20 protein-coding genes and 1 tRNA gene are annotated in these 21,661 nt (G+C 42.8%); 14 read left to right on the top strand and 7 right to left on the bottom strand.

Annotated features, from left to right (window positions below):
* Positions 1 to 198 precede the first annotated feature (198 nt).
* Complete coding sequence (locus A7K50_RS07480; protein WP_119775304.1) at positions 199 to 1,605, bottom strand: GGDEF domain-containing protein; 1,407 nt, start codon at positions 1,603 to 1,605, stop codon at positions 199 to 201.
* 272 nt (positions 1,606 to 1,877) lie between these two features.
* On the opposite strand from A7K50_RS07480, the gene A7K50_RS07475 reads away from it, so the two are divergent.
* Together A7K50_RS07475 and A7K50_RS07470 are read left to right on the top strand one after the other, a co-directional pair.
* Positions 1,878 to 3,146, top strand: coding sequence for an S-layer protein (locus A7K50_RS07475; protein WP_119775302.1), 1,269 nt, complete (start codon positions 1,878 to 1,880; stop codon positions 3,144 to 3,146).
* A 180-nt stretch (positions 3,147 to 3,326) separates the two neighbouring features.
* Positions 3,327 to 4,934, top strand: a complete 1,608-nt coding sequence (locus A7K50_RS07470; protein ID WP_119775301.1) for an L-lactate permease — start codon at positions 3,327 to 3,329, stop codon at positions 4,932 to 4,934.
* 153 nt (positions 4,935 to 5,087) lie between these two features.
* Here A7K50_RS07470 and A7K50_RS07465 read toward each other — a convergent pair whose 3' ends face one another.
* The 3 genes from A7K50_RS07465 to A7K50_RS07455 all read right to left on the bottom strand — a co-directional run bounded on the left by A7K50_RS07465 (position 5,088) and on the right by A7K50_RS07455 (position 7,257).
* Positions 5,088 to 6,449: an MATE family efflux transporter gene (locus tag A7K50_RS07465; RefSeq protein ID WP_119775299.1), complete on the bottom strand. Its 1,362-nt coding sequence runs from the start codon at positions 6,447 to 6,449 to the stop codon at positions 5,088 to 5,090.
* 13 nt (positions 6,450 to 6,462) lie between these two features.
* Entirely contained in the window at positions 6,463 to 6,861 is a 399-nt protein-coding gene (locus A7K50_RS07460; RefSeq protein ID WP_282433202.1) for a MarR family transcriptional regulator, read from the bottom strand.
* 198 nt (positions 6,862 to 7,059) lie between these two features.
* Positions 7,060 to 7,257: a helix-turn-helix transcriptional regulator gene (locus A7K50_RS07455; RefSeq protein WP_026156477.1), complete on the bottom strand. Its 198-nt coding sequence runs from the start codon at positions 7,255 to 7,257 to the stop codon at positions 7,060 to 7,062.
* 205 nt (positions 7,258 to 7,462) lie between these two features.
* Between A7K50_RS07455 and A7K50_RS07450 the strand changes: the two genes are divergently transcribed.
* Together A7K50_RS07450 and A7K50_RS07445 are read left to right on the top strand one after the other, a co-directional pair.
* Positions 7,463 to 7,846 (top strand): helix-turn-helix transcriptional regulator, encoded by a 384-nt coding sequence (locus tag A7K50_RS07450; RefSeq protein ID WP_243103677.1) that lies wholly within the window; start codon positions 7,463 to 7,465, stop codon positions 7,844 to 7,846.
* A 282-nt stretch (positions 7,847 to 8,128) separates the two neighbouring features.
* Positions 8,129 to 8,770, top strand: a complete 642-nt coding sequence (locus A7K50_RS07445; protein ID WP_119775295.1) for a hypothetical protein — start codon at positions 8,129 to 8,131, stop codon at positions 8,768 to 8,770.
* A 138-nt stretch (positions 8,771 to 8,908) separates the two neighbouring features.
* Here A7K50_RS07445 and A7K50_RS07440 read toward each other — a convergent pair whose 3' ends face one another.
* Positions 8,909 to 10,171: an ammonium transporter gene (locus A7K50_RS07440; RefSeq protein ID WP_119775293.1), complete on the bottom strand. Its 1,263-nt coding sequence runs from the start codon at positions 10,169 to 10,171 to the stop codon at positions 8,909 to 8,911.
* A 306-nt stretch (positions 10,172 to 10,477) separates the two neighbouring features.
* Positions 10,478 to 11,725, bottom strand: a complete 1,248-nt coding sequence (locus A7K50_RS07435) for a CapA family protein (protein ID WP_119775291.1) — start codon at positions 11,723 to 11,725, stop codon at positions 10,478 to 10,480.
* A 116-nt stretch (positions 11,726 to 11,841) separates the two neighbouring features.
* On the opposite strand from A7K50_RS07435, the gene A7K50_RS07430 reads away from it, so the two are divergent.
* The 3 genes from A7K50_RS07430 to A7K50_RS07420 are packed head-to-tail and all read left to right on the top strand — an operon-like array spanning position 11,842 to position 15,087.
* Positions 11,842 to 12,522: a polyphosphate polymerase domain-containing protein gene (locus A7K50_RS07430; protein ID WP_119775290.1), complete on the top strand. Its 681-nt coding sequence runs from the start codon at positions 11,842 to 11,844 to the stop codon at positions 12,520 to 12,522.
* A 57-nt stretch (positions 12,523 to 12,579) separates the two neighbouring features.
* Positions 12,580 to 13,296 carry a DUF4956 domain-containing protein gene (locus A7K50_RS07425; protein ID WP_119775288.1) on the top strand — a complete coding sequence of 239 codons (717 nt, stop codon included), beginning with the start codon at positions 12,580 to 12,582 and terminating at the stop codon, positions 13,294 to 13,296.
* 54 nt (positions 13,297 to 13,350) lie between these two features.
* Positions 13,351 to 15,087, top strand: coding sequence for a CotH kinase family protein (locus A7K50_RS07420; RefSeq protein WP_119775286.1), 1,737 nt, complete (start codon positions 13,351 to 13,353; stop codon positions 15,085 to 15,087).
* A gap of 103 nt (positions 15,088 to 15,190) precedes the next feature.
* On the opposite strand, the gene A7K50_RS07415 is transcribed toward A7K50_RS07420, so the two are convergent.
* Positions 15,191 to 15,853, bottom strand: coding sequence for a hypothetical protein (locus A7K50_RS07415; protein WP_119775285.1), 663 nt, complete (start codon positions 15,851 to 15,853; stop codon positions 15,191 to 15,193).
* A 155-nt stretch (positions 15,854 to 16,008) separates the two neighbouring features.
* Here A7K50_RS07415 and A7K50_RS07410 point away from each other — a divergent pair, with 155 nt between their 5' ends.
* The 7 genes from A7K50_RS07410 to A7K50_RS07380 all read left to right on the top strand — a co-directional run bounded on the left by A7K50_RS07410 (position 16,009) and on the right by A7K50_RS07380 (position 21,587).
* On the top strand, positions 16,009 to 16,749 hold the full coding sequence (locus tag A7K50_RS07410) for an HAD family hydrolase (RefSeq protein ID WP_119775283.1): 741 nt from the start codon (positions 16,009 to 16,011) through the stop codon (positions 16,747 to 16,749).
* Positions 16,750 to 16,919: 170 nt separating this feature from the next.
* On the top strand, positions 16,920 to 17,708 hold the full coding sequence (locus tag A7K50_RS07405) for an efflux RND transporter periplasmic adaptor subunit (protein ID WP_119775281.1): 789 nt from the start codon (positions 16,920 to 16,922) through the stop codon (positions 17,706 to 17,708).
* Positions 17,701 to 18,615: an ABC transporter ATP-binding protein gene (locus tag A7K50_RS07400; protein ID WP_119775280.1), complete on the top strand. Its 915-nt coding sequence runs from the start codon at positions 17,701 to 17,703 to the stop codon at positions 18,613 to 18,615. The genes A7K50_RS07405 and A7K50_RS07400 overlap by 8 nt, the downstream gene beginning before the upstream one ends.
* The gene (locus tag A7K50_RS07395; RefSeq protein WP_119775278.1) at positions 18,616 to 19,539 is read left to right on the top strand and encodes an ABC transporter ATP-binding protein; all 924 of its coding nucleotides are present in this window, start codon (positions 18,616 to 18,618) and stop codon (positions 19,537 to 19,539) included. It abuts the gene before it with no gap.
* A gap of 15 nt (positions 19,540 to 19,554) precedes the next feature.
* The gene (locus tag A7K50_RS07390) at positions 19,555 to 20,670 is read left to right on the top strand and encodes an ABC transporter permease (protein ID WP_119775277.1); all 1,116 of its coding nucleotides are present in this window, start codon (positions 19,555 to 19,557) and stop codon (positions 20,668 to 20,670) included.
* Between the two features lie 64 nt (positions 20,671 to 20,734).
* Positions 20,735 to 21,301, top strand: coding sequence for a TetR/AcrR family transcriptional regulator (locus A7K50_RS07385; RefSeq protein ID WP_243103676.1), 567 nt, complete (start codon positions 20,735 to 20,737; stop codon positions 21,299 to 21,301).
* A gap of 192 nt (positions 21,302 to 21,493) precedes the next feature.
* Positions 21,494 to 21,587 (top strand) — tRNA-Ser (locus tag A7K50_RS07380).
* Positions 21,588 to 21,661 lie beyond the last annotated feature (74 nt).

The raw sequence follows: 21,661 nt of genomic DNA, 5'->3' as shown, positions 1-21,661 counted from the left end.
CTGCTAATTTCCACTATTTCCTGCTTTAATAGTTGCACTCGAAATGCGGTTGTCCGCAAGGGCACGTGGGTTCGAATCCCACCTTCTCCGCCATTGAAGATAAAGCTTCATCGTAAGATGGAGCTTATTTAAATAAGAAGGTGGGATTCGAACGGGCGGCCGCTCCTGCTGTCATCCATGGCCTGGTGGCAAAGTAAATTAGTTATTAAATAGTTTGTCCCCATACTTAGCATATAACGAGTTGAACCAAAGCTTGTATTGCTCTCGCTTTTCTTGTTTATTTTTATACATTTCATTATCAGCATTCCTATAAATGTGATCTAAGCTGCCATTATGAGCATTCCCTAATGCAGCACCAATGGAAAAACTCACAGGTAAATAAGAGTTTTCTTTGTTATGTTTGTCGAGTTCAAATTCGATTCTTTGACAGACCTCTTTTAATGAGCCAGGTGAACAATTTGGTAAAATAATTGCAAATTCATCACCACCTACCCGGGCAGCAACGTCGTTTTCTCGGACAGAACGACGAAGTATTGAAGCAGTGGAAGTAATAAGCAAATCTCCGGCATGATGTCCCAAAGTATCGTTTGCTACTTTAAGCCCGTCAACATCACATTCTATAATCGCTACTGGATTAGACCTGCCTGAACACAGTCTTAACAATTCTTCATTAAAGAATGCTCTGTTGTATAATCCTGTAAGATCATCGTGAAAACTGATAAATTTTAACCTGTCCTCAATTTGTTTTCTATATGTTAAATCCGTAAATATGATCACTGTACCTTTATATTTTTCACTTACGTCCAGCATGCGGTGAAAGTTTATAACCAGATTCCTGGTTTCTAATTCGAGCATCTTCAAATTCTTTTCAATGGATATTTCAATATCATTTCCGCTGATAAAAGTAGTGAATTCTTCTGCAAGCCAAGGTAATGCATGTACTAAATATATTTTATGTTTTTCACTGGAATAATAAGATGTCCCATCAATTCCTGCAGACTTAAGAAACTCTTTAGCAGCATTGTTCATGTTGTCAATCATATTATTACTATCCAAAATGATCGAAGGAGTTGGAATGCTTTCAAATATTGTTAAATACTTATTCTTTTCATTCGTCATCATACGATTTGTATTTTGAAGACTTAGCGTAAGTACTTCCTTTTTCTCGTTGATCCACTCACTGCTAAAAGCTAATTCTACACGATCAAAAAACCGATTAATAAACAATAAGAAGTAATCACAATCTATATTTTTTTTTCTATAAGTTTCTATTATCAGATCGAGATAGGATTGACGATAATATTTCATCAATCCTAAAAACATTTCTAGGGTAACTCCACGTTTACGATGAAGCTGTGCTTCAAGTATCCCAAAAGAACCAATTGGATCATTTACATAATCTTCATCCACATTTAATTCAGGTATAGATTCACAGGACTTGAGAACTGAGATTAAAGCTTCGGATAACCCGTCAATTGATGTACGCCAAGCTTCTTCCAGAGTAGAGGTGTATTTTGTATAATTATGCATTTTTGCATATTCTAAGGTACGTCTAATTAAAAATGTTTGATTTGATTGGATCAACTCAACTGGCTCTTTCATCATAGTCCCTCCTCTCCTTTAGAAAGAATTAAAAAGTGTATTTAGAATCAATGATTCGACATTAAATGACATACTCCTCTCCGTTTGTATCAAACTATCATTTGGGATTATGCAGATCCATATTTCCTAATTTGATGGGACTTAATTCCTAAATATTAAGGAAGAAAAAGGAATTAAATTAATACTGTAGAATTTAAATTTCACGTAGTTAATCTTATTTTTTAATTGAGAGTAAGTTACTCGCATGCAACCGGTGGTATGAAAGGAGAAAAACCATGAAACCTCGTTTATCTAGAAATATTGCAATCGCGATATGTGCAGTCATTTTTTGTTTAGGCATAGTCACCTATGGTTATGCGCAAAATGCTTCCTGGTCCGGATTAAGAATAGGCGAAGATAAAACTCCTTATGTTGCTGTGGCAGTGAATGGGGAGATTTCCGGTGATAAAATTATCTTACATTGGGACCAGGTTGATCATCCTAAATTTTCCGGCTATAAAGTGGTGATTTCAAAGAGCAATCCGAATCCGAAGTATCCTGACGACGGGTATTTATACTACATTACCGACAAGACCACGACCAGTGCGGTGATCAATAACAGTGAAGCATATAAAAACGGAGACTTTGGCGAGAAACTTGTCCCTGGTGAAAAATACTATTTTAGTATTACGGTGCTTTATTCGGATAAGACCGTTCCGGGTGACAGTTTGCAATTGACGTATCCGGTCGGTACGGCTGTCTCTTCACCGGAACCTGCCGAGGAAGCTATCGCAACGCCGACCGAAACAACGCAACCCACCAAGGAAACACCGGCTACAGAAACAAAACCCACTGTCAAACCAGCTGTATCTCCCTCTTCAAAGGCGCCTCAGGTAACCGTTTCTACGGACAACAACCGGCTCATTGTCAAATGGAATTCGATTTACAGTGAAAGCTTCCAGGGCTATAAGGTCGTTATTTCCAAAAATAATTCCAGACCGGCCTATCCCAGTAGCGGTTATTTGACCTACATTACCAATCAAAGCACCAGCCGGTGGGTAATCGACAACAGCACAGCGTATCACGGCGGAGACTTTGGCAGTTATCTGACTCCCGGACAGGCGTATTACGTTAGTGTGACGGCTTTATACAGCGATGGCAAGGTTGCCGGAAATGCCGTCCATGTCACGTATCCGGCCGATGGATACGATCCACTAGCAGAGAAGGAAGGTGTCCAACAGAGCTTGGATCCGATTGCCATATCGGCAACAGCCAGCGACAGTAATTTGGTTTTGAGCTGGCCAGCTTCAGAAGCAGCAAATTTTGAAGGCTACAAAGTGGTCATTTCAAAGAGTAATCCCAACCCAAAATATCCAAATGACGGTTATCTGGAGTGGATTACCGACCGGAACAGGACTTCGGTGACAATAAACGCTGACACTTATTATCAGGGTGATATCCAGGGTAATTTAGTTTCCGGTGAGTACTACTATTTCAGTATCAGCATCATTTACGACGGATGGATCATTGTTCCGGGCCCTGCGCAATATGTCAGGATCCCTTAGCTGAGAAAATCTTCAGTTTTGGCTCGTTTTTCATGTGAAAAGCGGGCCTTTCTGTTGGTCTGAAACATAAAACGCAAAAAGTAAAAAGCAAAAAAAGTTCTTTTTTTTTTGAACATAATCATATATTATAAGTAGGTAGTAATAAAAAAATATACTTGTAGAATGGAAGGATGGGAGAGAATGTTGCCACTACTGCTTGCACTGCTGCCAATAGTAGTCATTGTTGTTATGCTTATTGTGTTTAAAAAGCCAGCCCATACCAGTGGAATTGTGGGTTGGCTTGCTGTTTCTCTTGTGGCGTTTTTGTTTTTCCAGACGTCGGGAGAAGTCATTGTACGCTCGACACTGGCCGGTCTGATTAAATCTTTTTCGGTATCATTGATCGTAGCCACATCGCTGCTGCAAATGGCCTATATGGAAAAGACAGGGGCCTTAAGACGAATTATTATATTTATTAAAACCTTAGCCAGTGAAAACAGAGCCGTTCAGATTATGATGATTAACATTGGATTTGGAACGCTGATGGTTGCCGTCGGGGCAACTCCCGTATCTCTTCTGCCGCCTATCTTAATTGCGATGGGATACTCTACGTATGTAGCCATAGCTTTACCGGCGATCGGATATGACTCCCTGTGTACGTATGCCTTACTCGGTGCCCCGATTGTGGTGTTTGTGGATATTGCGAACAGCTTTTTAGGAAAAGGCAATGAAATTACCCTTTCTCAGGCCGGAAGCGTCTTCTTTATGTTTTTGCCGGTTGTATCTACCCTGATCGGCTTTTCGATGCTTTGGATTGTCGGAAAGTGGAAAGCTGTCAAAGAGGGGATTGTCCCGGTATTGGTTACGGGCATTACAATTTCGATTGTCGCTTATTTTACCAATCATTATGACAATCTGGTCGTCCTCACAGGAGTCTTAAGTGGTTTTGCAGTCATTCTTGTAATGGTTCTGTATCTTAAGCTAACGGGTAAAAAAATTATTGATCGAAGCCGGCTGACGTCGGAAGAACTTGCCTATGAAAAAGAATATCCTTTGTGGAAAGCCATTATGCCCTGGCTGCTTTTGATCGTTCTGATTCTGGCGCTGAACCTGCCGAAGGAATCTTTCGATTATTTATACCGGACACTGACGCTTGGTATTCCCGGCTTATCTGCAGACGGCAAGCCGATAGCAACCAGAGCTTTATGGAATGCCTACACCTGGATTCTGGTCAGCATCTTGATTTCGATCCCGATTATGCGCCCAAAAGCCGCCCAAATTAAAGATTCAATAAAAGTTTGGTGGCGAAGGGCACCAAAACCTGTTTTCTCAGCGGCGATCTTCTTTGCGATCGGTGAAGTCATGAATATGTCTGGATTTAATATGGCTTCCAATCTCAATGCCGCACTGCCGAAAACACTGTGCCCAAGTATGGTGAAAGTACTCGCAGACTATTCCGCACAGGCTTTTCATGGAGCCTACGGTGCTGTTGTAAGCTTTATCGGATTATTCGGAGGATTCATTACCGGAAGTGAAGCTTCGACGATTGCCATGTTTGCGAAATATACCATGTCAACAGCAAGTAATCTGAACTGGGGACTGACAGGGATTATTATTGTTACAGCCGGTTTAGCCTTTGGTGGAGGTCTGGCCAGTGTTATTTCTCCAGCAAAGCTTCAAAATGCAGCCGCTTCGATTGATAAGCTTGGAGAAGAAAACAAAGTTATACGCGTAGCGTTTGTTATCTCGCTCATCTTGTCAGCTGTGACTGCAGCTGTCGTAGTCGCCTTGCTGAAGTTCCTGGTGTGATCAGGAGATTATATCGTAAAAAGGGTTTCTGCCCAAAGATGATCCCTCAGTGTCCTAATCTGCTGAAAAACTGGTCGTCTAAATAAGAACAAGGACTTCACAATTGTGAAGTCCTTGTTCTTATTTTTATATTCAGCATTATATCAGCCTGAACTATCCTACGCTGACAGCAGGCTGATTTTTGCTAAGCCGTCTTATTTCCAGCGTTATCAACATTGCTGTGATCAGAACGGATAAGATATCCGCAATCGGTGCAGCTCGCCAGACACCCTCAATTCCCCAAAAATGAGGCAGGACCAAAAGAAGCGGTATATAGAGCAGTACCTGCCGGGAAAGGCTCAGAACAGATGATTGAAGCGGTTTGCCGACTGCCTGAAAGTAACTTGAGCAAATAATTTGAAAACCAATCAGCGGGAACATGGTAAAAAATACCAGTATCACGTGAGTTGCCAGTACTGTAAGCGCCGTATCGTTGTCACTGAACAAGCCAATAATTTGTTCGGGCCAGAGATGTATGACCAGATAACCGACAACAGCAATACCGGTGCTCGCGATGATGGCCTTCTTCAACGCTGCCTTAACTCTTTCAAACTGCCCGGCTCCATAGTTAAAGCCTATGATAGGCTGAGCACCCTGGCTGACACCGATAATCGGCATAAAGAACAATGTTGAAATACTCATAATGACGCCGACGGCAGACAGCGCCAGGTCGCCGCCATAAAGCATGACACTCTTATTCAAAAGCATATTCTGCAAACTGTTGGCAAGTTGCATCGCAAACGGAGCAAAGCCAATGGACAATATGACTAGATAGATCGAAAAATCCGGTTTTAAATTTTTTAGGCGAAGCTTAAGTGTGCTGTGGCCGAGAAGAAAATAGCCCAATACCCAAAGCGACGTAATGAATTGACCCGAGACCGTTGCGAGTGCGGAACCCGCTATACCTAATCCCAAATGGAAAATAAAAATGTAATTCAACACCCCGTTAATCACAGCGCCGAGAATTTGCGTCAGCATCGCAATCCTGGGGTTTCCTTCAGCTCTGATAAAATTGTTCATGCCAAAACCGATTGCCCCAAAAACGGATCCTGCAACAATAATATTGGTAAAATCAAGTGCATTGGGCAATACTTCCTGATTAGCACCAAAAAAGACCAAAAGCTGTTCAGAAAATGAGAAATAGAAGGCCATAAAAAGGAGCGGAAGCATAATCAAGAGAGTAAGTGCATTACCTACAATTTTTTCGGCTTCTTCTTTTTTCTGTTCTCCGAGCCGAATGGAGATTAATGCTGTTGCACCAATACCAACCAGCATCCCAAGTGCCATAAACAGAAGCATAATTGGGAAGGCCACTGTCGTTGCAGCAATTGCAAGTGTACCAACGCCGCGGCCCACAAAAATCCGGTCAACAATATTATATAAGGCATTCACCAACATACCGACAATCGCCGGCCAGGAGAATTGCCATAATAGCTTCCCGATGCTTTTATTACCGAATTCAAAACTTTTATCCATGTACAGTCCCCTTCTACAATTTTTTCATAAATTGCACTACATACCTGAGGCTCAGCATAAATTGATTCATTTCTTCGGGGTCTGAAGTAAACATCAATTCATTCAGTCTCTTTTCATACAGCACCATCAATGTATCCATCTCTGTTTTGCCTAAAGAACTCAGGGAAATTAAAGACTTCCGCCTGTCGTTTTTATCCTCGGAACGGATGATTAGACCCCATTCCGTCAATTGATCGATCAGGGTGGTAAGGCTGCCCTTCTCTATATCCAGCTTTTTAGCTATTTTTGTTAGGGTCAGCTGCTCATTGTGGTAGAGAAGATTGATAATTTTCATATGGTTTTTTTTAAGCGGAGCCGAACCTATGTATTCCTTTCGAAAATGGCACAGGAATTTTTCGTGTAAATCTCCCATTAAGGAAAAAAACAAATCTTGTATTTCCTTGGCTTCGCATTGACTCATGCTATCCACCTCAAGAAATAGTAAGAATACTTATTATCAGAAATAAGACAATTATTATACTAACATTGTTGGTAAGCATTTGTCAAAAAAATAAAAGGACTTTATTCCAGAAGAATCCTTTTATTCAAAACTAATATTCTGTTCCTAATATTACTGATCGCCAAGGAGCGCCGATAGACGGACTCCAAGGGCTTGAGTAAGATGGAAAAGTGTTTTAATAGATGGATTTGTTTTATCTCTTTCGATTTCACATAGATAAGAAACGGAAATACCGGCAATCTCAGCCAATTCCTTTTGTTTTAAATGCTTTTTCTTCCGGATATCCCGGATTTTTGAACCAAGGGACATAACACCACCTCCGCCTAATAATTACGCATATAGCGTAATTGTGCAACGGCTAAATTTAGCCGTCTGCCAAAAATAGGTTCCAATCCCAAGAAAATATAGGATATTCTTCCACATTGCGCATATTTACGTCAAAAATGTATAGCAATTCAGTAGACCTGGCGTTTTTCAGCAATTATACTAGTATTAATTCGCTATTATCGAAAATTTGGGGGAAATTACATTGACTGTCGGTGATCAGATTAAAGAGCAAAGAAAAGAAAAGAAGCTCACACTTCGTAAGCTTTCTGAAAGAAGCGGTATTTCTATCTCTTATTTGAGTGATATTGAACAAAACAGAAGAAGGCCTTCTTTAGATCGGCTGACAGATATTGCCCTGGGTCTAGGGGTATCGGTATCCTACCTTTTAGGGGAACAAACGAAGGATGCGGGTTCAAAACCTGAGATTTATTCACTGGCGGATAAAAGCGTCCATTTTAGGGAAGTTTTAGAGAAATTAGACGACTTTGATTTTTGGGAAGAAAAAGATCAGGAAGAATTGCTGACGTATCTGCAAATAAAAAAGAAGATCAGGGATTCCGAACCCTCCTGAGCCGTACACCGGCCTTTAAATGGATATGAGACGTTCTAAAGACGCTATTAATCAAAAATAACCGCATATATAATGGTAATAGAGGAAATTAATGGTCCTCTTTTTTGCGTTTTTTGGTTTGATGTGGTAAAATCGGTTGAAGTAAAAAAATGTAGAATTTTGTCACTTGAGATATAAGATAAAAATTATGGGAGGATCTCAAGTATAGGATAATTATATTCTGACAAAATAACAAAAGATGATGGCGAAAAGCTGTCAAAAAGTCCTTAAGGAGGAAAGACCGTGTTTCAACAGAAAAGGATTGGCCGTTTCCTGGCTATGTTCCTGGTAGCTTTTACGATTGCTGCACAGGCCATGTTTGTCGGGACAGCCGCCTTTGCCGAAGACAGGGAAAAAGTAAGCGAAGAAGAATGTAACGTCGTTAGTGTAAAAGAAGATCAAACATACAGGCAAGAGAATTTAGCACGAATTGCCAGAGGCTATCAGGTCGATGCCGAATATCTAGCGTATATTGCGAGCGTTGAAGAGACCTTTCATCTGGAACCTTATGAACTGTTTGCCTTAATTGCTCAAGAATCAAAATATGTACCTGCCACCAATATGGATGGAGGATCCTTATCCTACAATACGACCCAAATGAAATTGGCTACAGCCAAAACGGCCTACATGGCCATCACCGAATATTATCATAAAGAGATCCCTTATCCGAACGGGGAACTCCTGTCAACAGACAAATATTATGCAACCTACTTAGCCGGTGGATATCTGAGGTATTTAGAGGATGTCTATATGAATAAATATGAATCGTACACAGCATATCGATTGGGGATCAACGGCAGGTTGACCTTTTACGAGAATAATGGGCATTACAAATCGGCTTATGCAGTTCAAGTCGAATCTTTATGCCGTTCCTTTGCCCAATAATTGTTACATTCAAAAATTTTAAGTATACTTTTTCCTGGCAAAACCTAAAAAGGATTTTCACCGTGATCACGGTGAAAATCCTTTTTTAGTGGTTTAGATAGAAGAAGTTCTATCTGATATATCTCGTACAGCCATTTATTAATTGACCATATTCCAGGCAGAATCGGAAGTCATTCCTTCAATGTCCGGATAGGCGCTTTCGCCATGCTGGCTGATATCAAGGCCTGTTTCCTGTTCTTCAGTTGTCGCTGCAAGAGGAGTAATGAGACTAATGACTTTAAGGATCAAGAAGGTCATCACGCCGCAATAAGCGTAAGTTGCGAGGATGGCCAAAAGTTGTATCCCAACCTGGGAAAATGACCCGGAATAGAAAAGTCCATCCACACCATTGGGATTCAGGGCTGTGGTGCAGAAAATTCCGGCAGCTAGGGTTCCCCAGGTCCCGCCGATACCGTGAATGCCAAAAGCATCAAGTGCATCATCGTAACCCAGTTTAACTTTCAGCCAAGCGACTGCAAAGTAGCACAAACCTGAAGAAACCAGTCCGATCAAGATAGCGGCAAGAGGAGTCACGAAAGCGCAGGCAGGTGTAATGGCACCGAGCCCTGCAACCATGCCTGAGACAGCACCGAGTACGGTTGGTTTGCCATGAAGCAGTTTTTCAATAATTATCCACCCCAGCAGACCGGCACAGGCAGACAGGTGTGTAGTGGCAGAGGCAAGTACAGCAATACCGTCTGCAGCAAGTTCACTGCCACCATTAAACCCAAACCAGCCGAACCACAGGAGACCTCCGCCAAGGATCACATATGGAATGTTATGCGGAATAGCCTGCTCTGAGTCTTTATGGTAGCGTTTGCCAATATATAAAGCAGCAATTAAGGCTGAAAAGCCTGAACTAATATGGACGACAATCCCTCCAGCAAAATCCAAGACGCCCAGGTTAGCCAGCCATCCTCCGCCCCATATCCAATGAGCAAGGGGCACATAAACCAAAAGGCTCCAAAGGGATATTAAAAGGATATAGGCAGGAAAGCGCAGCCTTTCCGCTGTAGCACCGGTCATAATGGCCGGAGTGATAATTGCAAACATCATCTGATAGAGCATAAACAATAGATGGGGAATCGTCGCACCCTCCCCTTTGGGATCCAGGCCGACACCCCTCAAGCCCGCATAATCCAATCCACCGATCAAATGTCCGATATCCGGCCCAAAAGCCAGGGTATAACCGATAACAATCCAGAGAATCGAGATAATTCCGATTGCAGCGATGCTTTGCATCATGATCGACAGGACATGGCGTCTTTTGACGAGCCCTCCATAAAAAAAAGCGAGCCCGGGTATCATTAAGAAAACTAGGGCGGTGCTGAAAAGCATAAAGGCAATATCGCCATAATTCATTACAATCTCTCCTTTTTATCCTTATCATCCTTACCAGCAGATCTTTGCCATTTATGGCACCGCGACATTTGTTCAGTCAAATACTTTGTCGTCCGTAACGTATTCGACACCGTGAAGGCTATTTAGACGCCTCCACGCTTCCTTTTCCGCCGTCCATAGACATCAAAAAAGAAGCCTCCAAAAAAACCGGCCTGCAGGCTGGCTTTTTTATGGCTCCTTTGCCTAAGAAAAATATAATGAACATTCAGCAGGCTGTAAAGAGATAATAATGATAAATAATGTATACAGATAAATATACTGTATACATTATTTGTTGGCGAAGCGAATCTTATTTTCAGAAGGGATAGTTTGCTTAATTTGAGATACATAGGCCCGCATCTCTGCATAATCTGCACTATCCAGCAGCGGATCCTGCCCTGACTGATAATCGGCCAGGGCCTTTGTCACATTTAAGACGCGATATGTCTTAGGACCGGCTCCCGGAGTTTCATCAACCCAGGTCGGATAGTACGCAACATGCGTAATAACTGGTTTTTTGGCAGAACGGATATCCAGAAAAATATCAACCATAATACCCATATTTGCTGTATCTGTTTTCTGATCAGAGATAAAATTTCCCTGGGCATAGATCACCAATCCTTCTTTTTCTTTACCAGTGGTCTTGCTTTTTACTTGGAGGAAGGTGATCGGTTGGACAGCATGGACATGATTGCCCGCAATGATGTCAACCTCCGTATTTTCAAAAATCCAGGTGGCCAGATTGATCTGTTCAGCGGACGGTTTTACGGCATACTCCGTTCCCCAGTGCAAAGAGGCAATAACCAAGTCTGCTCCCAGAGTGCGCGCCTTCTCAGCATCCCTAAGAATTTTTTCCCGGTCCAGATAATTCACAGCAAAAGCTTTACCTTTAGGAAGGGTAACTCCGTTGGTACCATAGGTATAGCTTAAGAAAGCGATACGCAGGCCGGAAATTTCCTGGATCAGAATTTCTTGACTGTCTTCGGCGGTCTGATAGGTTCCCGTGTGTTTCAGACCATATTGATCCAGAAAATCGATCATCCGGCTTAGGCCCGAAAAATTCCGGTCCAAAGAGTGATTATTGGCGGTAGAGACAACATCCACACCAAGTGTATTCCGGACAGCATCAGCCATTTGTTCCGGAGTATTAAAAGAAGGATAACCGCTGTAAGTCATCTCCTTGCCAGCCAAGGTCGTTTCAAGATTGGCGAGTGTTAGGTCGGCGAGCCTTGTATTTTTTCCGATTTCTTCAAAAGAAGGGTTGAAATCATAGCCTCCGCTTGTCTGGGCGGCTTCGTACTGTGTTGGGTGGCACATGATATCCCCAAGCAGCGTAAGTTTTATTTGCGTAGATTCAGCAGCCTCAGGTTCAGAAGCAGCAGTCTCTGACGAATCGCTTTCAGAAGTAGCACTTTCGGCGGCAGGCATCAATTCTGTGGATTCAGAAGCCAGCGGCGTCTTGGTTTTTTCCCAAACGGTAAGACTAAGAAGTAAGACCACCGCTGCAAATACAGGAAGCCAACGTTTTCTTAACATAACCATCACCTAAATTCTTCACAAATTTGTTAACCAGCGTTCACATTAATGACACATAGAGTGGATAAAATAGCATCATCAAAAGATCACTGGAATAATACGACAGGGGTGAGCAAGTGAGCAAATATCGGCAGGAAATTAAAATGAGCATCAATAACTTCGACAGAGTAGTACTGGTCAACCGTTTGAATAGGGTGCTTCCTAAGGACAAACATACAGGGCCGGAAGGATTTTATACCGTTAGAAGTCTCTACTTTGATGATATTAATGATACGGCATTATTGGAGAAGTTGATAGGGGTTAAATATCGGGAAAAATTCAGAATCAGAACATATGATCATTCCACCGCAATCATCCGGCTTGAGAAGAAGGTCAAGAACAATGGGTCAGGCTTTAAAGAGAGTGCGATTTTGACCGAAGAGGGATGTCAAGACTTAATCAACGGTGACTATCAATTTTTACGAAATCGTTCGGAAGCTGTATGCCGGCACCTTTATACAAAAATGAGAACCGGTCTGTTTAAGCCGAAAACAATTGTAGAGTACCGGCGTCAGGCCTATATATGGGAACCGGGTAGAGTAAGAATCACGATTGACAGTGATGTAAAAACCGGATTTGCCGCGACCAGCTTTTTGGATTCCACCACCCCGCTGGCCAATGCTTTAACGAGCAATACGGCGATTCTGGAAATCAAATATGACTGTTACCTGCCTAGCCATATTGCTAACCTGATTCAATTGGACAGCAGACAGAAGGCAGCGATCTCAAAGTATGTTATATGTCGAAAATACGGGTAAAAGCTCCGTAATGGATTTAATCACTAAATAAATTAGAATACATTGGAGGATGGTATCATGGATGCAACAACCAGTGCGGTTACTACAGATCAAACATTTACCTTTGCAGATATTTTTAAAAACAGTTTTCTCGAAAACGCAGTCACAAATTTTTCTATTGTTGATGTGGCGATTACGTTACTAATTTCTTTTCTACTCGGACTGTTTATCTATGCGGTGTATAAGAAGACGTTCAATGGGGTCATGTATTCCAGGAACTTTAATGTTTCTCTAGTAGGTATGGCGATGATTACCACACTCATTATCATGGGTGTCACATCTAACATCGTTCTTTCTCTCGGTATGGTTGGGGCTTTAAGTATCGTACGTTTCAGATCAGCGATCAAAGACCCAATGGACATCATCTTTATCTTCTGGGCTATCGCAGCGGGAATCGTCAGTGGGGCCGGGCAGTATCTGCTTGCCATTAGCGGGTCCATTGTCATCGGAATCATGCTGATCATTTTTACAAGTAAAACAACCAATGAAATTCCCTATATGGTGGTTATAAATTGCAGTGACAGCGAGGCGGAAAAAATGCTGCTAACAAAGCTGGCGGAGCATGTCAAAAGAATGAAAATTAAATCAAAAGCAGTTCGCGGCGGACAGGGAATCGAACTTACCGTTGAAGTGCGATTAAGGGTCGACAACACGGATTTTGTCAATACCTTGGCAGCTATAGAAGGTGTAAACGATGTCGTTTTGGTAAGTTATAACGGAGAGCTTGCAGTATAATCATCTTCCTTTAAGCAGCATTACATCCGACACCTGAAAAAGAGGGATTAAAACATGGACAAAAAATTTACAGGGATCGTTGCGGCCCTGCTTACAGTATGCACCTTAACGACCGCCTATGCGGCACTGTCTTTCAAGCAGGGAGACAGTGCCAATGTCCGTTTGAACACTGGAAAAACAGGAACAGGCAGCTCCTCCGCAGAGTCTGTTTATTTCGCTTATACGGAACGTTTCTTTAATCCTGACAAAGTCATCGAAATTCGCATTTCAATCCCTGAGGCGGATTATCAGGACATGCTGCAAAATCCCGCAGAGGAAGAATATAAAGAGGCTCAGGTTGTGATCGATGGCGTGAAGACAAAAAATGTCGGAATCCGTACCAAAGGCAATTCCAGTCTTAATTCAGTCCTGAGAAGCAATTCCGACCGCTATAGCTTCAAAATTGATTTTGATCATTATATTGAAGGGCAAAGCCTCTCGGGGCTGACCAAACTGAATTTGAACAATGGCTGGGGTGATGCGTCCTGTATGCGGGAATACCTATCTTACTCGCTGCTGAAAGAGATGGGCGTTCCTGTTCCTGCTTATTGCTACGCGAACCTTTATATCAATGATCATCCAGCAGGTTTATATCTGGCGGTTGAGGGCGTTGAAGAAGCATATGCCGAAAGGTACTTTGGCCAGGACCATGGGACACTCTATAAACCGTATGGTGATCGGGGTAAAGGAAACGATCTGGTTTACAGTGATGACAATATTAAATCTTACAGCGGCCTGCAAGCTGTGACCGCCTTGAAAGAAGGCAGCAATGAGGCTTTAGTCAAGATGATCAAAGCGCTGGATGAGGGCGGGGATTTAGAAACGTACCTGAATATTGACGAGATCCTGCGATATTTTGCAGTTAATACCGTACTTGTCAATATGGACAGCTATCAGGGACAGTTTACCCACAATTATTATTTATATGAGGAGAACGGAGTATTCAGTTTCCTCCCCTGGGATTATAATTTGTCCTTTGGTGGATTTGGCGGAGGTACTGCGCTGTCTATTAATCAGCCGGTTTCCGGAACGACATTAGACCAGCGCCCACTGCTGGGTAAACTACTCGAAGTACAGGCGTATAAGGATGTCTATCACCAATACATGAAAGCATTTATCGAAGGGCCTTTTGCTTTGGAGAAAATGACGGCTAAAATCGAGAAAACCGCGGATCTGATTAGACCTTATGTCACAAGTGACCCAACTAAGTTCTATACGCTGGAACAATTTGAACAAGCAATTGGCGAAGGCTCTTCTCAGGAACCTATAACAGATAGTAAGACCACATTCCGAGGCGGCTTTGGGGCTGGAAAGAATATGCCGGGAAGCGGAAATTTGATAGGACTGGTTGCATTTATCCGGGACCGGATTGATAATGTCTCCAAACAGCTAAGCGGGGAACTGCCTTCATCGGGAACAACAGAGGATGCGGCCGGTGAAAATGCAGGTGGGCTACAGCCGCCGCTGACAAGACAGGGACAACAGGCGCAATGGGGACAACGGGCAGAGCAAGGGCTGCAGGGAATACATCCTGATATAAGACAGGATCAAGGCATGCAGCCACCGGGAAATATGCCAGAAGGAATGGATTATAAGCAAAAGATGCCGGGCATGAATTGGCAGGAAGCGCCCGGTCAGAATCCTAATAGATGGATAAACCGTCGAGAAGATTATCTTATTGGCGGTGCGGCATTCGTGCTTATGGTTTTAAGTCTGGCTATCCTGAAAAAAAGAAACAAACATTCGATCTAAGTATAAAGAGGGTTTGCTGTTTGAACATTGATTCAGAGCAAACCCTCTTTATTTAGTATCATGCCTATCCTAAATCTACATATTCCTACTGGTTGACAAGGCACTAGTGCTGGACATCGTATTCTTTAAGCTGCGAGACTACTTTTTCGTTTTCCGGCATCACATACTCAGATTTGATTAGACCGACGTCTTTCTTATAGTAATATAAGCTGTAATTTCTGCTTTCAGGATACGTGATTTTTACAGTCAGGCAATTTTCAAAAATACCAGCTGGTACTTCTACCGTGGCGGACGTGTCAATGACCTCATATGAATTTCCTTCACTGGTCCACGAATTGCCTGCGGTAAGCGGTGATTGCAGAAGGATAGCCTCAATATTTGATGGTTGATCCAAAATATTTTTATCTTCATAGAATTCAGACTGTCTAAAGGTATTAACAATACGGTCTGCTGCAACTTCATATCTGTTAGCTGTAACAGTGCCGCCATTGTCAATTATGACCTGGTATTGATTACGCTGCTGGTAGGTAACTTTTTCTGTATACGAAGCATATTCGTTTCCAATTCCTTCATAGAGCCAGTAATTGCCGACGTTCAACGGAATGTATGCGGCAATATTTTCAGTCTGTCCGTCGGTGGGAGAAGGGGACGGTTTAGGTACGGCAGGAGAACATCCGCTAAAAAACAAGATAACCAAAACGATCATGCTCCAAAGAATGTTCTTTTTCTTTAATATATGTTCGATAGGTTTAGGAACAATTTTCATTGGATCAACCTCCTTGGCAACATAATAAATGATACAATATTATTATCAGTATGCGAGAAAAATAAAAAATTTAGCCACTCTTTCATTGGAAAAGGGCGATAAAGATTGATACGATAATAAATCAATTATTGGATATAGTAATTAGAATATATTATATGAAAGGACCTTTCATGACCAGACAGAAAATCATTTTCTTTGACTGCATGGAAACACTAATCGATATGTATTATATCCCGGGGGAAAGAGAATATGCGCTTTGGGCTTATGAGGGCTCCGGGACGGAAAAAGTGTGGGACGGGTTTGACGATTTTTTTGAGCACTTTAGTTCTGTCTGGAAAATGCTGAAGACAAGTTCTCCCTGTAATCAGGAATGCGATATCAGGAAAAGATACGGACTGATTGTCCGGAGAAAATGGAATGCTGCAAAAATTCCTCCCCAAGAGACGGATCTAGCAGAAATTGTCGAACGGCTTGTCGACAATTACTGGCGTAAGTATCGGAAACAGTGTCATCTTGGCGCCGGCGTTTCTAACAGTTTAGCTCAGCTGGCTGCAAAGTACAGGCTGGCTGTGGTATCCAATTTTATCGTCAAAGACGGGGTCGAAGAACTTTTGAGCTTAACAGGGATTGACCGTTACTTTGATTTTGTCGTAACTTCAGTTATGGAGGGATGGAGGAAGCCGCATCCGGCAATTTATCAGGCGGCGTTAGCCAGGGCCGGGATCTGTCGATATGATACTGTTTTTATTGGGGATGACTATATGAATGATTTCTTAACACCACGAAAGCTGGGATTCAAGGCGCTGCTTTACGACAAGAATGAAGCTTATCCGGAAATTAAAGAACAGTTTAGGCACTTTGAAGAACTAGAAAAACTGCTGATTATGCTGGCTTGAAATCTGATTTCATATCTTGCAATAATATAGAGCTATGCTACAATGTCACTATAGTCATATAATTGTGACACTTAGTATAAAATAGTATAGACAAACTGCATCATAGCCTGGATGATATTGCTGGAACGACAGAGACAAAGAAAAGCACATTTTGAAAAGGGGACGCGAAAATGGCGAAAAAAAAGAAAATTGTGGCAGCCATTATTGCTGCAGTTGTATTGCTTTCAGGCTACCTGGGGTGGGAGTATTTTTATGCTTCCAATGACGGGATGGTTGAGGCATCCGGGACGATTGAAGCTACCACCGTGGACTTGCGTGTAATGATCGCCGGCAAGGTTCAGAATTTTCAGGGGAAATCCGGGGATAAGGTCAAAAAAGCGGATATCATTGCCGAGATACAGCGTAATGATCTGGCAGCGCAGCTGGAAAGGGACAAACTGAATGTTGCAATTGCACAAAACAATCTGGATGCTTTGCCGTCGGGAAGCAGTGACCATATCATTATAACTGCCGAAAATCAGGTAAAGATGATGCAAACTGTTGTCAAAGCAACGGAAGCCCAGTTGGCTGATCTGCAGATAAAATCCCCGATTGACGGGACCATTCAAACCAAAAATTATGAAATTGGTGAATATGTCACGGCCGGATCGACGTTGGCCACGGTTGTTAATCTGGACCAGGTCTGGATTAACGTATATATACCGACAGATGACCTGCCTTTTATAGAATTGGGAGGGGGAGCAGATTTCACGATCAGTGGTCTAGACAGGGTATTTACAGGCACAATTGCAGAAATTGCCAGTCAGGGAGAATTTACCCCCAAAACGATTCAAACCAAAAGAGAAAGGGCCAATATCGTCTACAAAGTCAAAATTGCAGTGGACAATTCCGAAGGATTATTGAAACCGGGCATGCCGGCAGATGTTATGATCAAGAAGGCAGAGACGGCCGATGATTGAGGTAAATCAGCTGTCTAAAAAATTTGGATCTTTGCTGGCCGTTAACGATGCGAATCTGAACGTCAACACGGGAGAAATTTTTGGTTTAATTGGTCCGGACGGAGCAGGCAAAACGACGCTCATCCGGGTTATCTGCGGACTGCTGACCCCGGATGCCGGTGAAGTGAGGGTTTTGGGCACCACGGATAGAGAACGGGAAAAAGGAAAAGACGCCGATGCCAGAAATTTTGGTTATATGCCTCAGCGTTTCAGCCTCTATGGCGACCTTACGGTTATGGAGAACTTACTTTTTTTCGGATCGATGTATAGCCTTACAAAAGAAGTCATTATCCAGCGTTCGGAAGAGATTCTGGAAATCACCAATCTCGTTGCGTTTAAAAAAAGATTTGCGGATCAACTTTCCGGCGGAATGAAGCAAAAACTGGCACTGACCTGCGCGCTTGTCACCAGGCCGGAACTGTTGATTCTCGATGAACCGACCTATGGTGTCGATCCGGAGTTCCGTAAAGAGTTTTGGAAGATTTTATATCAGTTGAACCAGGAAGGAATGACCATTCTGGTGTCTACTCCATATATGGATGAAGCGGAACTTTGTACCCGAGTAGCGTTCATGAATGAGGGAAGCGTTCATGCGCTGGATACGCCGGTGGGCCTGAAGGAAAAATTTCCTTATCAGGTCTGGGAGGTTATGGCCGATACAAAAGAACCCTGGTTGTTCGGGGAAGCAGACGGAATTCTGGATTATTCCCTGTTTGGAGATAAGTACCGTTTGATCATAGACAAGAACACCGAAGCGGAAGCCTTAATCAAACAGACCCTTACGGCGAAGGGTTGTACTCTCGGCAGGCTGCAAAAAACAGCCCCTTCCATTGAAGATGTTTTTGTCATCATGGCAGGAGGTAAATAGATGGAAAATGTGATTATTACCGAAGGCCTGACAAAAAAATTTGGTGACTTTACCGCAGTTGACAACGTCTCGCTTCAGGTCGGAAGAGGGGAGATTTTTGGTTTTTTAGGACCGAATGGCGCGGGCAAATCGACGACAATCCGAATGCTCTGCGGCATTTTGGAACCAACCGGGGGTTCTGCGGCAGTTCTTGGCTATGATCTCCGGAAGGAAGCTGAAAAAATTAAACAAAACATCGGCTACATGTCTCAAAGATTTAGCCTCTATGATGACCTTACGGTGAAAGAGAATCTAAAATTCTATGCAGGTCTGTATGGAATTCCACGCAAAAATTTATCCGGGAGAATGGATGAAATGATTGCGATGGCCGATCTGACAGGAAGGGAAAATGAACTTGCCGGTAACTTAAGCGGGGGCTGGAAGCAGCGGCTTGCCTTGGGATGCGCTATCATTGCCAAACCGCCGCTGCTTTTCCTGGATGAACCGACCAGTGGGGTTAGCCCGACCAGCCGCAGAAGGTTCTTTCAGATCATAAAAAAAATGACAAATGAGGGAACCACGGTCATGGTAACAACCCACTTTATGGATGAAGCAGAACGCTGTCATCGAGCCGCGTTTATCTCCGGCGGGAAAATTATAGCGGTGGATAGTCCGGATCAACTCAAAAAGAAAACAATTCAAGGCTGCATGGTTGAGCTAAATCTCAAGGATGGTATGCAGCGCGTAAAGGAAATTGGAAAAATACCTTATGTTAAGGAATGTACGGTTCACGGAGCACTCCTTCACGTTCTGCTGAAAGGAGCAGACGATGTTTCACAGCTGGAGCAGGACTTGGATTGCGAACTCCAAATCATTATGCCCTCCCTGGAAGATGTTTTTGTAACTTTGGCCAAACAGCAAAGAACCTCGGGATACGCCGAATAGAAGAGGAGGATACGAATGGGAAGAATTCAGGCTGTTCTTTATAAGGAATTCCTGCATATTCGCAGAGATAGGCTGACGCTGGGACTGGTGTTTATGCTTCCTCTTATTCAGCTGCTTCTTTTTGGTTATGCGATCCAAACGGAAGTCAAACATATTCCAACGGTGGTATTTGATCAGTCCCTAAGCGGGGAGAGTAGAGATTTACTGGAGGCTTTCAGCGCTTCGGGGTATTATGACGTCCTTTATGCGGCCAACAGTTTTCAGGAAGTGAATGATATGATAGACAGCGGCAAGGCAAAGGTCGGAATCGTTTTTCCGCCCGGTTTTGCTAATAATGTGCAAAAGGGCGAATCCGCCTCTGTCCAGGTGATTGTCGATGCGAGCGATAATATGGTTGCGAACCAGGCTATGGCGACAGCTAATTCCATCGGCCTGCTGAAATCACAGGAAATCATTACCCAGAAATTGAATATCGATCTGACCAATCCGCCGTACGACATCCGAGTACGGGCCTGGTATAATCCGGATGGAATCACTGCTTATTATATGGTGCCCGGGATTCTGGGAATTGTTGTGACACTTTCCATGGTGATGATGACATCGATGTCCCTGGTCCGGGAGAGGGAAAAGGGAACGCTCGAGCAGCTTATCGTCACGCCGATCAAGTCATTTGAGCTGATGATCGGAAAAATCATTCCTTACATCTTTCTGGGCTATATTCAGATTACCGTTGCACTACTGGTCGGGGTCCTGGTGTTTGGAGTACCGATCAAAGGAAATCTGTTGGAACTATATGGTTTAACATTGTTTTTTATTACTGCATCCCTGGGTCTGGGGATTATGATATCCAATATCGCCAGAAATCAAATGCAGGCTTTCCAGATGTCCTTTTTTATCATGCTTCCGAGTATTATGCTTTCGGGTTTTCTTTTCCCGCGAGACGCCATGCCCAGGATCATTTACTATCTTAGTGATGTGATTCCGCTGACATATTACCTGGACATTATCAGAGGAATTGTTCTGAAAGGAATTGGTTTCTCCTACCTGGTCAGCCAGGTCATTTGCCTGATTTTATTTTCAGTGTTGTTTCTTACGATCAGTATTCTGAAGTTTAAGAAGAAAATCGTCTGATTATTTACCTAAAATTTTAGCTGTACAATTTAAGCATGAAATTAGATTAAAGGGAGTAATCATCGTGAATACCAGGGAAAAAATTATTCTAGCTTGTGAACAGCTAGCCATAAAAAATGCGCTGGGTTTTTCTCGTCTTTCTATGGAAGAACTGGCTAAAGTGGCCGGAGTAAGCAAAAGGACGATTTATCGTCATTTTGTCAGCAAAGAAGACTTGTTTGAAGCAACGATCCAAAAGGTTACGGACGAAATCCTTGCCAGAAATATGAGACTTTCTGACACTGCAAAAGATATCAACACGATGATTGCCGGGATTCTTCAAAATATTTCTTATCTGATTAATCCTCAGTTTTTGACTGATTTAAGCAATCATTATCCGATGCTCTGGCAAAAAATTGACCAGATCCGCCAGAAAAAGATTGACAGGTTGATTGAGCACCTTCTAGTCAGCAGCAAGCTGCGTTTACGGGTAGATTCCAGGATTTTTAAGACTTCGCGCCTAACAGCAATGTCAGAGATTCTTAGTCCGGAATTTATCGTAAAGAGCGGAATGTCTTTTGAACAAGTCGCTCTGGAATTCATGGATATGTTTATTTTTGGAGCCGTTGAACCGTTAAGCAATGCAGAGTAGGAAGCAGATTCAGCTAATTTGACAGAACTGAAAGTAAATTTGGCTGATGAGCACAACGGGCAAAAACTATAGGAACATTAATATTGAATTAGTGTTGACGTTCGCAGTCCGAGCCAGTATAATAACATTTGCGACTTTGTTAAATCTTTTGCGAAAATTGATTTTGACGAATTAATTGACTGTTTCAGACCTGGAGAGATGGCTGAGTTGGTCGAAGGCGCTCGCCTGGAAAGCGGGTACATGGTGATGAACTGTGTCGTGGGTTCGAATCCCACTCTCTCCGCCATTGATATTATCCAAAGCCTTGACATTTTAAGGCTTTTTATTTATTTGCTTTCTTTTTCATGGTATAATAAGGTT

It is taken from the genome of Dehalobacter sp. MCB1 (genome assembly GCF_003590275.1).
Lineage (GTDB): Bacteria > Bacillota > Desulfitobacteriia > Desulfitobacteriales > Syntrophobotulaceae > Dehalobacter.
The sequence above is the reverse complement of the archived record's forward strand: the minus strand, read 5'-3'. Positions and strand labels throughout refer to the sequence as shown.